This is a genomic window from Psychromicrobium ferritrahens (genome assembly GCF_043789415.1).
GTDB lineage: Bacteria > Actinomycetota > Actinomycetes > Actinomycetales > Micrococcaceae > Renibacterium.
On the sequence record NZ_JBDLLW010000001.1, the window covers coordinates 1557547 to 1571839 of the forward strand.

The 14293-nt window shown below is 61.3% G+C and carries 8 protein-coding genes; 5 read left to right on the forward strand and 3 right to left on the reverse strand.

The window, feature by feature from the left end:
• Positions 1–33: 33 nt before the first annotated feature.
• The gene (locus ABDK06_RS07175) at positions 34–900 is read left to right on the forward strand and encodes a hypothetical protein (RefSeq protein WP_394940278.1); all 867 of its coding nucleotides are present in this window, start codon (positions 34–36) and stop codon (positions 898–900) included.
• 349 nt (positions 901–1249) lie between these two features.
• The gene (locus ABDK06_RS07180; protein WP_394940279.1) at positions 1250–3487 is read left to right on the forward strand and encodes an RICIN domain-containing protein; all 2238 of its coding nucleotides are present in this window, start codon (positions 1250–1252) and stop codon (positions 3485–3487) included.
• Between the two features lie 81 nt (positions 3488–3568).
• Here the strand turns inward: ABDK06_RS07180 and ABDK06_RS07185 are convergent, their stop codons facing one another.
• Together ABDK06_RS07185 and ABDK06_RS07190 are read right to left on the reverse strand one after the other, a co-directional pair.
• A complete protein-coding gene (locus tag ABDK06_RS07185; protein ID WP_394940280.1) occupies positions 3569–6646 on the reverse strand; it encodes an alpha/beta fold hydrolase in 3078 nt (1025 codons plus the stop codon).
• Between the two features lie 353 nt (positions 6647–6999).
• Positions 7000–9210, reverse strand: a complete 2211-nt coding sequence (locus ABDK06_RS07190) for a RecQ family ATP-dependent DNA helicase (RefSeq protein WP_394940281.1) — start codon at positions 9208–9210, stop codon at positions 7000–7002.
• A 65-nt stretch (positions 9211–9275) separates the two neighbouring features.
• Between ABDK06_RS07190 and ABDK06_RS07195 the strand changes: the two genes are divergently transcribed.
• The 3 genes from ABDK06_RS07195 to ABDK06_RS07205 all read left to right on the forward strand — a co-directional run bounded on the left by ABDK06_RS07195 (position 9276) and on the right by ABDK06_RS07205 (position 12175).
• Positions 9276–10694 (forward strand): phosphomannomutase/phosphoglucomutase, encoded by a 1419-nt coding sequence (locus tag ABDK06_RS07195; RefSeq protein WP_394940282.1) that lies wholly within the window; start codon positions 9276–9278, stop codon positions 10692–10694.
• A gap of 68 nt (positions 10695–10762) precedes the next feature.
• Positions 10763–11665, forward strand: a complete 903-nt coding sequence (locus ABDK06_RS07200) for a hypothetical protein (RefSeq protein WP_394940283.1) — start codon at positions 10763–10765, stop codon at positions 11663–11665.
• A gap of 42 nt (positions 11666–11707) precedes the next feature.
• Positions 11708–12175, forward strand: a complete 468-nt coding sequence (locus ABDK06_RS07205; RefSeq protein ID WP_394940284.1) for an HIT family protein — start codon at positions 11708–11710, stop codon at positions 12173–12175.
• A gap of 163 nt (positions 12176–12338) precedes the next feature.
• Here ABDK06_RS07205 and ABDK06_RS07210 read toward each other — a convergent pair whose 3' ends face one another.
• The gene (locus ABDK06_RS07210) at positions 12339–14162 is read right to left on the reverse strand and encodes a phosphoenolpyruvate carboxykinase (GTP) (protein ID WP_394940285.1); all 1824 of its coding nucleotides are present in this window, start codon (positions 14160–14162) and stop codon (positions 12339–12341) included.
• Positions 14163–14293 lie beyond the last annotated feature (131 nt).

Genomic DNA, 14293 nt, shown 5'->3' on the forward strand with positions numbered 1-14293 from the left:
AGGTACCTACCAGCCATCGGAAGAAGGCCGCTGTTGAAGTCACTTGGAATTGAGATCTCCCCCGAGCTGGCATCCCGCCAAGCCGGATGGTTCGCGCCGGCACACCAGCCTTTTCTCGTCTCCGAAAAGTTGGCTGAACACCTCGAAGCCGCTCCGCTGCACGAACCGCTTTCCGCGGAGGACCGCGACACCTTCGAGATCTATGGGCTTCCCCACGGTCTGGTCTGCATCCTGCTGAGCGAGCAGGAGTTCTACACGCTCGAGCGGAAAGTTCGCACCGAGCTGGTTCGGAGCCAGCTGAGCTTTCGCTCCGAAACGGTCCCCTCTGTGCGAAGCGCTCCCACCGCGGTCCGGGAAAGAGCTTCCCAACAGGCCGACGGCCATCGTTTCCTCTGGTGGCCCTCGCTGCTCGAAGGACACGAAGAAAGCGTCCTGGATGCCTACCTGCAATACGGTAGGCGAAGCAGCAGGCATGCTGAGGTCCCCAAGCTGATCTGGCAGCGGGCCGACGTCGTACTTCCCGGGGCCAGGGCACTCGCCGGGACCTTCCCCACAGCCAGTGGTCCCAATTGTTTTGGGACCGTGATGGGAGCAGCCGGGGTTTCAGGGGCAGCGGACAACTGGGTTATTCATGAGCCCTTTGAGGAATGGTTGGCCGAATCAGCCGTCCCAGGTAGCAGAAACGGCGAGCAGGACCACGAACCCGGAACCGTTCTGGTCTGGCGATCGCCGAATGGGCTGGCACAGCATGCCGCCGTCACGATTGGCGGTGGCTACGCGCTCCATAAACCCTCTCAAGGGTGGATGAGCCCGCGAAAGATCCTCACCGTCCGAGAAGTCATGCTGAGTTCGCGCCAGCCTGGCCGCTTGCTTCAGCGTTACACCCTGAAGCGCGGTTGAGGTAGGCCACCTCCGCGGCACGGCCTCAGTTCGAAGCGCCGAGCCGTCCAGTTACCCATCCCTACCGAAGACCCAGGCCCACCGCATCCCCGATTCAGTGGGCACAGCCGGCTTCGCCCAGTGAACCCGCTCTTTCGCTGGGGTCCTCTCCGGCAAAAACGCCTTTGAACTCGCAGCTCCCCCACACCCCGCCCGCCGTTCGCACCGCTAAATTTTCACTAACCTCTTGCTTTTGGGCCGGGATGGCGCGACACTAAGACGAATGATCGATCTTGATTGAAAATGATTAAAAAGAATCAATATTTGTCTTTTAGGCTCCGAGGCCTCTCGGACCATAGGAAGGACCCCAATGTTCAAGCAACGTAGCTTGCGTGCCCCCGCACTGCTGACCGCAGCGGCCTGCGCCGCTCTCGCCATTGGCGCAACCACCGCCAGCCCCGCAACAGCGGCTGCCACCTACACTCTGAGTAGCGGCGCCGTCGTCCCGTACACCACTCCCACCGACACTCCGGCCAATCCCTTCATCGACAAGGACGGCACCTTCTACTTCCAGCAATCAGCCGCGCTCTACGCGCAATCCGACCCGCGGAAATGGGATTTCTACACCGGCAGCAATTTCGATAACGCCACTAAGTCCTCGGCGCTGAGCAATGCGGTCAACCCCGCCAACTCCAACGACAAGAACAACGACACCACCTGGCGATGCAACAATAGCCCGACCGGCCTGGAATCGAGCTATCTCAACCCACCGCAGCCCACCTGGTACGCGCAGCGGAATTACTGCGACCTCTCCAGCGTCTGGGTCGATCCGGACACCGGCGACTGGTACGGTCTGGTGCACAACGAATTCACCCCATCGCCCTTCGGTGACAATCTGCACATGGACTCCATTGACTATGCGGTCTCCAAGGATCAGGGAAAGACCTGGTCGATCAAAGACCACGCCATCACCTCGCCGTTCAGCACCACGCGGAACGACAAAACTGCCTTCCCCAACCAGACCTATTACTACGGCGACGGCGACCAGCGGCTCACCGTCGACACCGCCTCCGGGTACTTCTATGTGTTCTACAGCTCCCGGGTGGTGAATCAGGGCAGTGGCGGCGGCTGGGGTGCCTTCACCTCCCACGTAGCCCGAGCCCCGATCTCACAGAAGATGGCGAAGGGCTCCTGGCAGAAGTACTACAACGGCAGATGGCAGAGCCCCGGCGTGGGAGGGCAAGAGAGCACCCTGATGCCGGTCTCCAGCAGCTACCCGAATGGCTACCTACCGGCCAGCCAGGAATACAACCCGCAGAACACCGGCACCTGGCAGCAGCAGATCGCGAACGGACAGCTCAAGAGTTCACCGCTGTTCGTGATGAACGTCTCCTACAACGCCTACCTCGGCAAGTACATCGGTACCCCGCAAACCGACACCGGCGCTTCGGGTGAGGGAAAACTGCCGTTGCACTTCTACGCCACCGATGACCTGGCCACTCAGAAGTGGACCGATATCGGCAGCCTGCCGAACTACACGCAGAAATCCTGGTACCGCTGGATGGTGGATTCAGCCACCGGTACTACCGGGAACATCCTCGGCAAGAATTTCCGCTCTTACTGCTCCTTCGATTGCTCTGCTAACTCGAGTGGTGGAACCAGTTCCGGCGAGTACGTCAATGTGAGCATCGACTCGAGCGCTCCCGCGACCGCACCGTTCAATTCGAACGCCTCCTATCTGATCGGTTCCGCCTCGGGACAGGTGCTGACCCAGAGTGGCAGCAGCGCAACCGCGGTGATCAACACCCCGACCGGATCGAATCTAGAAGGCTGGAAGTTAACCAGCAATGCAGACGGCTCCTATACCGTGACGAATTCCTCCTCGGGACTCGCTTTGAGCGTCAATTCCAACGGCACGGCAAGCCGCTCCTGGGGCACTAAGCCAGGAGTGAGCGCGCTGGCGAGCAGCGGGCCGAGCGTGGGGCAGCAGTGGTTCATCCAACAGGCTGTCAGCACTCCCGCAGAAGGAGCCTCGACGCCGAGCGGCAGCTATCGGTTGATCAACCGATACAGCGGCCTGGTGTTGAGCCTGGGTGGCAGCGTTCAAACCACCCCCTATCGCAACTGGGTCAACAACACGGGAAGCTCCTTGGGAACCAGTGACAGCACGAGCAATCAAACCCTCTCCTTCACCGCCCGCAACGCGTCGACGTCGACCACCATCACCGGCTTGTCCGGAAAAGTTGTGGATGCTGCCGGCAGCACCCCGAGCAGCGGATCGGCGGCCACCCTGAACACTCCGAGTGCCCTGCGAACAGCCAATCAGTCCTGGGTGTTCAACGCGGACGGCACCATTAAACTGGCCAGCAATCCCGCTCTCTGCCTGGAATCCTCGGGGCACACCGGAGCCAATGGCACCGTCGTGGAACTGTGGACCTGCAATGGCGGCAGCAATCAGAAGTGGACCTGGGACGGCGGGCAACTGCGCAATGGAGCTTCCAGCCCCGGACGCTGCCTGGACGTACCGGATTTCAACAGCACGGACGGCAGCCAGCTGAAACTCTGGGACTGCAATGGCGGCGCGAACCAGAAATGGGCCACCAGCTAAAAGGTTAGAAATGCAAAGGGTGGGGTGGCGAGTTACTCGCCACCCCACCCTTTTCTCCTCAGCGCTCGGCGCTAGAGACTCCTACTCACTGCACGACCTCACTGCACGACGTCGGAAGGCAATCAGCACGATCACCCCGAGCAGCAGGATCAGCAGACCTGATACTCCGCAGAGCAACATCCAGCTATTGCCGGTGTTGGCGAGCGCGGCCTGATTGGCTGAGTCACCACCCTGGGCTCCGCTCCCCTGCGTTGATTCACCGCTTTTTCCGGCGGGATGAATCGCCGGAACCGGAGACTTCACCGTGACCTGGAAACCTGCTTGGACGGCGCTGCCGTCAGCGCTGGTTGCGGAGACAGTGTGAGCTCCTGCCTCGAGGTTCCCTGGAACGGTGAACTTCTTGGTGAAACCGCCCGTGGCATCTGCGGTCACCGTACCCAATTCAACCGGAGTGGAGTGCAGGACCAACCGAACCTCAGCGCCGGGGATGAACCCCTTGCCGGTGATCGTTTGTTCCGTTCCGGCCAGAACCGTGGACTTCGCCACGGAGAGCACCGGCGACGGCTTAGTGACGGTCAAGGTTCCGGCCGGCACCAGGATCTTTTCGTTGACGTCCTCAAGGCCAACCAAGGTGAGCGCGTACTTTCCCGCAGTGACCGAAGCCGGCAGGCTGAGCGGAGCGACGAGCTTGCCCTGTGCATCAGCGATCAGCGGAGCCGCGGCCGTTTTCGCCGAAAGCTCCTTCCCATCGGCCGAGGTGACCACTAATTTATAGGCCGCGCCACGGACCAAGCCGGTCGCCGTCACCCGCACAGCCGAGGAAGCGCCGAGAACCGCGGACGCCGAGGCGACCAGCGGACGTGGCCGATTCGCCAAGTCCACCCGGCATTCATCGCCGATCACATTCTTATTCGTCGCGGGATCGATCGGACGCTGGCTCAGGTCAAGCACCTCGATTCCGGTTTTCCCGGGGATATCGGTGGGCACCGTGAGGGCCCTCAAATAGGCTCCGGCGATCTGATCGGCGCATTCAACGCCGTTCCCCACCGCGATATGCTGCGAGTTCTCCACGGTGAGCAGGGTAGCGCCCAAGCCCTTAGCCATCAGCACCCCGCCGATATAGGGAGTCGCCGGGTCATGTGAAGAAGCGACCACCAGAATATTCGGCAACGCTTTCACCGACTGGGCAGGGGCCTTTTGGTTCTTGGTGTGGTAGAAATCGCACCAGCCGAACTTGCTGTCCAGAGTGTCCCTGAGTGCTCCTGTCACGGGGTCCTTTCCGGGGCTCTTGAACGGCGCCACCGCGTAGCTGCCTTGCAGGGTGACCTCGCTCGCAGCGGCGGAGAAATTCTGACAGGCGATGGTCGGGAAAGTGGCCACCACGAAGAAGGGATAGTCCCCCTTGCCGCTCCAGCGATAGTACTGATCGCTCAGTCCGAAAAGGTCCTTGACGTCTTTCCCGTCCTTGGCGGCACTCAGCCCTGCATTCAGTTGCGCCCAGTTGTCTTTGCTATAAAGCGCTCCCTGAGTCGCCTGGGTGAAGTCCTTGAAGCTCAGCGGACGGCCCAGAGACTCGCTGTAGTAGGTCGTCGCACCAAAAGCCCGCTGTGAGATGGCCTGATAGGCAGCCATTAATTTCGGACGGTCCGGCTCTGTGCCTAAGGCGCAGGGCACCTTGGCGCCGTTGAAAGTGAAGCCATCGTTCTTGGCGCACTCAGTGGCGAATTGATAGAAGGTGTCCTGGAAGCCCTTGTCCTGAGCATAGGGGTCGGCTTTCGGAGTGCCGGTGAGATCCTGGAATTTAGCCGCTTCCACCGGGTTGTTCTCAAAGGGGTTCTCCGGGGAGTCGAGGATCATGGCGCGGGTGTTCTCCGGGAATTCTTGAGCATAGGTGTAACCCACCCCGGTGCCATCTGAACCTCCCTGGTAACTGAGCTTCGTATTGCCGAGTACCGAGCGGATCACATCCATGTCTCGTGCTTCGTCGTCCACACTGACCTTGGGCAGATAGCTCTCGGAGCTGAAGGCCGAACCATCCGGGTTGAGGAAGCCCAATCCCGTATTGGTGTAGCACGCCTCGGTATTGGCTTTATTGATCTGATCTAGTTTCGCCAGGCCCTCTTTGGTGCTAGCCAGCCCGTCCATTCCCTCCGATTGGGCTTGCAGGAATTTATTAGTGGCGCAGCGGATCTGCGGCAGTGAGGCCCCTGCACCGCGAGTGTCTGGAGCGACGACGTCGTAATCCGGCAGAGCTGCCCGGAATTCTAAGGCCCACTGAAGGACGAAGGGGAGTGAAGGTTGGCCCGGGCCACCCGCGTTGCCGAACAGGGCGTGCTTCGGTTTGCCAGCTGCGCCGGTGCCGGTCGAGGCCTTGGAAACCGCGATCGCGGTCGTCGGGCCATCGGGCTTGCTGTAATCCACCGGCACCATGACGTATCCGCAAGTGATTTTCATACCGGCCCAGTCTTTGGCAAGACCCGGCGTTTTATAAGCCGTTTCGATGCGCGCTAAACCGCTGGCCCCGGTATCGATCAGACCTTGAATGATGTCCAGGTCTCGGTTCGTGGAGAATCCGGCGCAGGAGCCCCAGTTCACTTTCTGGGCATAGAACTCATCCAGTCCTTTCGGCACCACACCCGTGCTCTGCCCACCCGGAGTCGGCCGAGTCAGCTTGAAGGTGTTCTCCGAGCCCGGAACAGCGAACTGCTTGGCACTGGGCAATAAACCCTGGCCTGCGGGCATCTTCTCATTCTGGATCTGGGGATCGGTCGGGTCCAGCGGCGGCCGCTTTTGTGCAGCGCCTGCGGCAGGCGCAGCGGGCACTGCTGACTCGGTTACCGCAGGGTCTGGCGCCAGCTTCGGGAGAGTGGAGTGGGTTTGCAGGCTATAGAGGTTTTCTTGGGTCGGAGCGAAGCCAGTTGCTTGGCCGGCGGACGTCTGGCCGGCCAGAGTCTGGCTGGCCAGAGTCTGATTGGCCAGAACCTGAGAGACCAGGGCCTGATCGGTCGAATTGACCGAATTGGCCGAGGTTTGCTCGGTCGACGAGTGACTGGCCATTGCGGGATTCGGCTGAACCGCTACAGCCCAGCTGGTGCCCGAGAACATGGCTGCGGACAATAGAACGGTCCCGGCGAGGCCGGCAGAGATGATTTTCTTCAAGAGTTCTCCTCTGGAAGGTACTCAAGGGAAGGGGGCATCGCTCGAACACCTTGAAATGAAATGATTGAATACGACCAAGGAAACGTTTCCAAAACATGATATTAATCACTTGTCTCCCAGGACGACTGTGCTGGACTTCCGCCGAAAGGTCAATACTTGTAACAAGCCTTTAACACAGGTAGTTCATCGTCCTCGCCGGTAGAATCCGGCATTGCCGGAGACAAAAAGGCCTCAGATCAGCATCACGGCTGCCCTCAAGGGGCATCGAAAACCTTCCAACAGAACGCTTGAGCAAAATTCTTCCGATGAAAATTTTCAAGACATGACAGGCACAGCGAATCCGTGAAAACTACTCAACCTGCCTGGCCAAGCACGAGTGGCAGCACGGCGCTGGCGCCTGCCTGGCGCAACGCTCGGGCGGCGACCGTGACGGTCCAGCGGCTATCCACCAGGTCATCGACCAAGAGCACTGTTTGCCCGCTGAGCTGGGTAGCGAGTTCAGCACCGACGGCCAACCGCTCCCAGACTCCAGCGAGCCGGTAGGCGCTATTGCCCCCTCGCTCACCGCTGGGGCCGCCATGCACCAGACTGAGTTCACCCGCGTAGCGCAACTGCCCGATCTGGGCGATTCCAGTCGCTAGGGACTTCACCAGCTGAGGCTTCCTGCGGGATGGTATCGAGACCACGACGGCGGGCCGCCCGGCACCGGACCAGCCGCTCTGCGCCCACTCCTTGAGCAGCTGAACACTTGCCCGCAGCATTTCCTGGCTGATCTCCTGATCCGCCGCGCCTTCAGCAAAGAGCTCCCGCAAGGCTCCGCCCCAGCCCAGATCCGTCAGGCGAGCCAGAACCCGCCCCTCAGCTGACCTATCTTCTAGCGCGATTTTCCCCTTGACCGCTTTGCCCTCGCTGAGCACCCCGAGCCGGTCCATCCCGGTGGGCCACTGCGCCCGTGGTTCCAATGGCAGGCCTAACTGTTGCAGTGAATTCGACGCCGCCCGCACCGCGGTTTCCTCAAGCTCGCCGCTAAACCAGCGCCCAGCGCAGTTATCGCAACGCCCGCATGGCGCGGCCGCCGGATCGTCGAGCGCCCGTGCCAGGAACTCCATCCGGCACTGCGAGGTGTTCTGATATTCCAGCATCGCCGCTTGTTCATCCCGACGCGCCTGCGCGATGCGCTGGTAGCGCTGCTGGTCATAGACCCAGGGCAGCCCGGTGCTCTGCCAACCACCGCTGACCCGTTCGACGGCCCCATCCACCGCGAGCACCTTGAGCAAAAGTTCCAGAGGGGTGCGCCGGATGTCCACGCGGGTCTCCAGGGCCGCCGTCGAAAGCGCACCACCGGCTTCAGCGAGGGCCTGGAGAATCGCCGTCGCTCGCTCCGCCGACGGCATCGAGGCGGTGGCAAAATACTTCCAAATCTCCACGTCTTCCGTTCCCGGCAGCAGCAGCACATCGGCGTTGGCCGTGCCACGGCCGGCGCGGCCCACCTGCTGGTAATAGGCCACCGGCGAGGACGGCGCCCCCAGGTGAATCACGAAACCCAGATCGGGCTTATCGAAGCCCATACCCAGCGCGCTGGTGGCGACAAGAGCCTTGACCTTATTGTCCTTGAGAAGCTGCTCAGCCTCTTCTCGATCGGCGTTGTCCGTGCGCCCTGTATAAGCGAGCACCCGATGGCCAGCCTCGGCGAGCAGCCTGGCCGTGTCTTCGGCGGCGGAGACCGTCAATGCATAGATGATTCCGCTGCCCGGTAGCTCATTCAGGTGGCTCAGCAGCCAGCCCAGTCGATTGGCCGAGTTCGGCAACCGCAGAACTCCTAGACGAAGTGAGGTACGAGCCAGCGCGCCACGGATGGTCAATACCTGAGAATCCCGGTTCGCGGCATCGAGCTGCTCCTCCACACCCGGCTGTTCGAAGTTCGGGTGCCCGGTTTTGGGAGATCCGCCATTCAGTTGCTCGGCGATGTCCTCCACCACCCGGGAATTCGCGGTCGCTGTGGTGGCGAGCACCGGAACAGTGCTCGGCAGCCGGAAAATCAACTCAGAGATCCGCCGGTAGTCCGGGCGGAAATCGTGCCCCCAGTCCGAAATGCAGTGGGCTTCATCGATCACCAGCAGCCCAGTGCGCCGGATCAGCTCCGGCAGCTCACGCTCCCGGAATCCCGGGTTGTTCAGCCGCTCGGGAGAAATCAAGAGAACATCAACCTGATCGTCCGCCAGAGCCTGCCGCACCTCGTCCCAGGCGGTCGCATTGGCGGAGTTAATCGCCACCGCACGGACTCCGGCTCGCTCGGCTGCGGCGATCTGGTCACGCATCAGCGCCAGCAGCGGAGAGACGATCAGGGTCGGGCCGGCACCCCGAGCGCGTAAGAGCAGCGAAGCGACAAAGTAAACCGCGGATTTTCCCCAGCCGGTGCGTTGCACGACGAGCGCCCGCTGACCGCCGTCGACAAGCGCTTCGATGGCTTCGAACTGCCCCGGATGAAAGCTGGCCTCCGGGCTGCCCACCAAAGTCGCCAGGATCTTTCGGGCATCGTGTTCCAGTTGTTCGGCTGCAGGCATGGTTCCAGTATGGCCGGTACGGCAGACAAAATGCCGATTCAGCCCGAGCCGATTAGACTTCTCCCGTGACTAATATTCAGAACCCTGAGTCCCTTGACCTCTCCGCGTCCTTCAAGGCCTACGACGTGCGGGGCATCGTCGGCGAGAGCATCACGGTGCCGATGGTCGAGGCAATCGGGGCAGCCTTCGTCGATGTCTTGGAACTGGCCGGGCAGACCGTCCTGGTGGGCGGCGATATGCGCCCCTCCTCCCCCGATTTCTGCAAGGCCTTCGCACAGGGAGCGACCAAGCGCGGCGCCTCAGTCAAGCTTTTGGACTTGATCTCCACAGACGAGCTCTACTTCGCCTCGGGTCATTTCAACGCGGCTGGCGCAATGTTCACCGCGAGCCACAACCCGGCTGAGTACAACGGCATTAAGATGACCCGCGCCGGGGCAGTTCCGCTCTCCTCAGAGACCGGTCTGAAAGACATCCAGGAGTTGACCGCGCGCTACCTCGCCGAGGGCATTCCGGTGGTTGAGCAGCTCGGCCAGATCGGCGTGCAGGACGTGCTCAAGGATTACGCCGGGTACCTACGTTCCCTCGTCGACCTCTCCGGCTCCCGCCCGCTCAAAGTAGTGGTCGACGCCGGAAACGGGATGGCCGGCCTGACCACCCCTGCGGTGCTGGGCGATCAGCTGCTGCCCGCCCTGCCGCTCGAGATCGTGCCGATGTACTTCGAACTGGACGGCACCTTCCCGAATCACGAAGCCAACCCGCTGGAACCGGCGAATCTGGTGGACCTGCAGGCCGCCGTCGTCGCTCACGGTGCCGATATCGGCCTGGCTTTCGACGGCGACGCCGACCGCTGCTTCGTGATCGATGAGAAGGGCCACCCGGTGTCGCCCTCCGCGGTGACCGCCCTGGTGGCACGCCGTGAGATCGCCCGAGCTCGCGCCGGCGGCGAAGAGACCCCGGCGATCATCCACAATCTGATCACCTCCCGTGCGGTGCCCGAACTCGTGCTGGCCGACGGCGGACGCCCGGTTCGCACCCGGGTCGGCCACTCCTTCATCAAGGCGGTGATGGCTTCCGAAGGGGCAGTTTTCGGTGGTGAGCACTCCGCGCACTACTACTTCCGTGACTTCTACAATGCGGATACCGGAATGCTCGCGGCGATGCACGTACTCGCCGCGCTCGGCGAACAGCCTCGGCCGCTCTCCGAGCTGGGCGCGGAATACGAGCCCTATGTCGCCTCGGGGGAAATCAACTCCAAAATCGAGGACAAGGCGGGAGCGGTCGCCCGGGTGCGTGCGGAGTACGCCGGCGACGGCGTGACCGTGGACGAGTTGGACGGCGTCACCTTCACCGCGGATTCGGGGGACTGGTGGTTCAACCTGCGCCCCTCGAACACCGAGCCGTACCTGCGCTATAACGGCGAAGCCAAGGACCGGGCCACGATGGAATCAGTGCGCGACGCCGTCCTCGCTCTGGTGCGCGGCTGAACGGCAGGCCTGAAAACTTCAGCACCAGCCGCTCAGGATCACTGAGTAAGCCTTCGAGAGGGAACCCGATGACCATCATTGATCCGGACAATGCCCGTCAAATGACGAACGGGTTGCTCCAGGTCGCCGAAATCGAGCTGATTAACTCGCTAAAGCGCGGCCGCAACGCCAGCCCCATTATCCGGCTCAATGACTTTGAGAACCGGATCATTGACCCTGGATTGGATGAATCTCAGCTCGCCGCTCTGGCGCCGCAGGGTTTTGACGCTGTGCTGGCCTATGTTGTGGAGCAACTCAAACCACGCCGGGCAGACTTCTCTTGTTTCCTCGTGGTGGCTGAGCCGATGGACGATGCCGCTCAGTCCAGCGCGACTGTGCGAGTTGAGCACTTGCTGGGCAATAACCTGCAGTGCCGAACCAATTTCACTCGGAAGAAAATGCTTTCAGCGCCTAAACTGGTCGGCGAGATCGAGGGCTTGGATTCAACTCCCTTGCTCTGGGACGATCAAGATCGCAAGACATACTTCGAACTAGGCCGCCAATTTATTGGTCTTCCGGCTTATGCCTCTGAAGATTTCGACGCGCTCCACGAATCTTTGCTTGAGTTCGCTCAAGAGCAGATACAGAAGAATGGTGAGTTCTTCCCCTTCGGCCAGACCATTGATCTGTCCGGCGAACGAAACTTCACCATGGTCGGTGAAGAATCCGTAGATAGCGCTCAGCAGATCGAGATCATCGCTTTAGGTCAACGCGAGGAACGAGAAAAACTCAGAGCTGCCGGCATTGCCTCCGAAGTTTATCTTCGTGAAAGTGCAGATTCCGAGCCGGAAGCAGCAATCGCCGTCGATATCGATCTCGCCTCGGGGCCAAGTTTTCGCACCTTCACTCGTTGGGAACGCGATCTCTCCAGCGGCGAGGTCCGGTTTTCAGAGCCCTCCCCTTCACAACCTGTTCCGCGTACTTGGCTCTGATTCCTGGCGAGAGTCCTGGTCCAGGATGGGAGATAAGGAACAGTGCCTGACTGGCGATCGGATCGAATTGGTGCGGCTCATCGCGGGGAGAACCCGACGGTGCTAGCTCGGTTACCGCAGAGCTTCGCGGTGATCGGTGATGTGCAGTGGCTCCCGGGTTACTGTGTTTTACTCACCGACGATCCAACTGTTTCAAGGCTCTCTGAGCTGCCGAAACCAGCTCGGCAGGAGTATCTGGAAAGCGTCGAGCGGTTGGCGGAAGCGGTTGAAGTCTGCTGTGCAGCGATGGATCCGGCGTTCCTCCGGGTCAATATCGAGATCCTTGGCAATGCCGATCCCTACCTGCATACACATATTTTCCCGCGGTACAGCTGGGAACCAGTGGAGTTGCGGCGTAGGCCAGTCTGGCTCTACCCGGAGGCGAACTGGCACCACGCCAACACAGCCCTCGGACCGCAGCACGACCCACTGCGCGCTGCCCTCACAGAAGGACTCAAGCGGCACATCTGAGCGGAAGCAGGGAATACCGCCGTCGACGGCCTCATATCCAACCCACCCACAGCCGTTCTGCCCGCCCAGTTGTCCCACTCAGTGATACAGGTGTGGCCAAAGTGGCACAACTGAGTGAACTTCTACCCCAGCAGCAACACTCGTTGGGATAACTGGTACGCAATCAGCCGAGGCGGCTTTTCAGACCTTCCAGCTCACTGAGCAGCTCCTCCGGCAGCGAGCCACCGAAACGGCGGTACCACTCGTCGATGCTCTCGGCTTCCTCAGCCCATTCCAGGGCGTCGACCTTGAGCGCCGCGTCGACCTGTTCCGTGGAGATCTCCAGACCATCCAGATCCAGCGAATCAGCGGTGGGAACGAAGCCGATCGGGGTATCCACCGCCTCGGCCTTGCCTTCGATCCGCTCGATGGCCCATTTCACCACCCGGGAGTTATCGCCGAAGCCAGGCCAGGCGAAGCCACCGTCGGGCGTCCTGCGGAACCAGTTCACCAGGAAGATCTTCGGCAGCTTCTCCGCGTCGACGGCCGAGGAGAGCTTGACCCAGTGCTTGAGGTAATCACCGGCGTCGTAACCGATGAAGGGCAGCATCGCCATCGGGTCGCGGCGCAAGCGTCCGAGTTCACCAGCGGCGGCGGCGGTGGTCTCCGAGGAGAGCGTCGACCCCATGAAGATGCCGTGACTCCAGTCCCGAGACTGGGTGACCAGCGGGATCGTGGTCTTGCGGCGTCCTCCGAAGAAGATCGCGGAGAGCGGCACCCCATCGGGTTCGTGGTACTCCGGGGCCAACATGTCAATCTGATTGATCGGCGTGCAGAACCGGGCATTCGGGTGGGCTGCCGGATGGTCCATCTCCGGAGTCCAGGAGTTGCCCTGCCAGTCGGTCAGGTGAGCCGGGGTTTCGTGGGTCATGCCCTCCCACCAGACTCCGCCGTCGTCGGTCAGCGCGCAGTTGGTGAAGATCGAATTTCCCTTGCTGATGGCGCGCATCGCGTTGGGGTTGGTGTCCCAACCGGTGCCGGGAGCGACGCCGAACAGCCCGGCTTCGGGGTTGACGGCGCGCAGCCGTCCTTCGTCATCGAAGCGCATCCAGGTGATGTCGTCGCCGAGGGTCTCGACCTTCCAGCCGTCAATCGTGGGGTCGAGAAGTGCCAGATTGGTCTTGCCGCAGGCCGAGGGGAAAGCCGCCGCCAGGTAGTAGCTCTTCTGCTCCGGAGAGGTGAGCTTGAGGATCAGCATATGCTCAGCGAGCCAGCCCTCATCTCGCGCCATCACCGAGGCAATGCGCAGCGCGTAGCACTTCTTGCCGAGCAGCGCGTTGCCGCCATAGCCCGAGCCGTAGGAGTAGATCGAACGCTCTTCGGGGAAGTGCACGATCCACTTCTCCTCGTTGCAGGGCCAAGGCACATCCTGCTCACCGGGTTCCAGCGGTGCGCCGACCGAGTGCAGAGCTGGGACGAAGAAGGCATCCAATTCCTCGATTTTGCGCAGCACATCGGTACCGATCTGCGCCATGATCCGCATCGAGGCCACCACATAGGCACTATCGGTGATCTCCACGCCGAACTTAGGGTCTTTGGCCTCCAGATGCCCCATCACGAAAGGAATCACATACATCGTGCGGCCACGCATTGAGCCGGCGAACAAGTCGTTCAGCTTGGTCTTCATCTCGGAAGGCTCCATCCAGTTATTGGTGAAACCGGCGTCGCCCTCTTTCGCCGAGCAGATGAAGGTCTGCTCCTCGACCCGGGCTACGTCCTTCGGATCGGAGAAAGCCGCAAAGGAGTTCGGGAAGAGCTCAGGGTTGAGTCGCTTCAGGGTTCCCGCTGCGACCAGTTCATCGGTGAGCACCGCATACTCCTGCTCGGAACCGTCCACCCAATAGACCCGATCAGGCTGCGTGAGCTGGGCAACCTCGGCCACCCAATCTCGCAATCGCTGATGGGTGGTAGGTGCATCGCTGAGAACCTGCTGTGCGGTTTGGCCCATGATCTTCCCTTCATTGGGTCGGTGTATGCATCTCAGAGTAAGGTTTGGTCGAGGAGACGCCTGGGAAGCCGATTCAGCTGAATTTTCCGCAAATTGCCGGATTCCCGCGGATTTCCTCCGAATGAACTTTG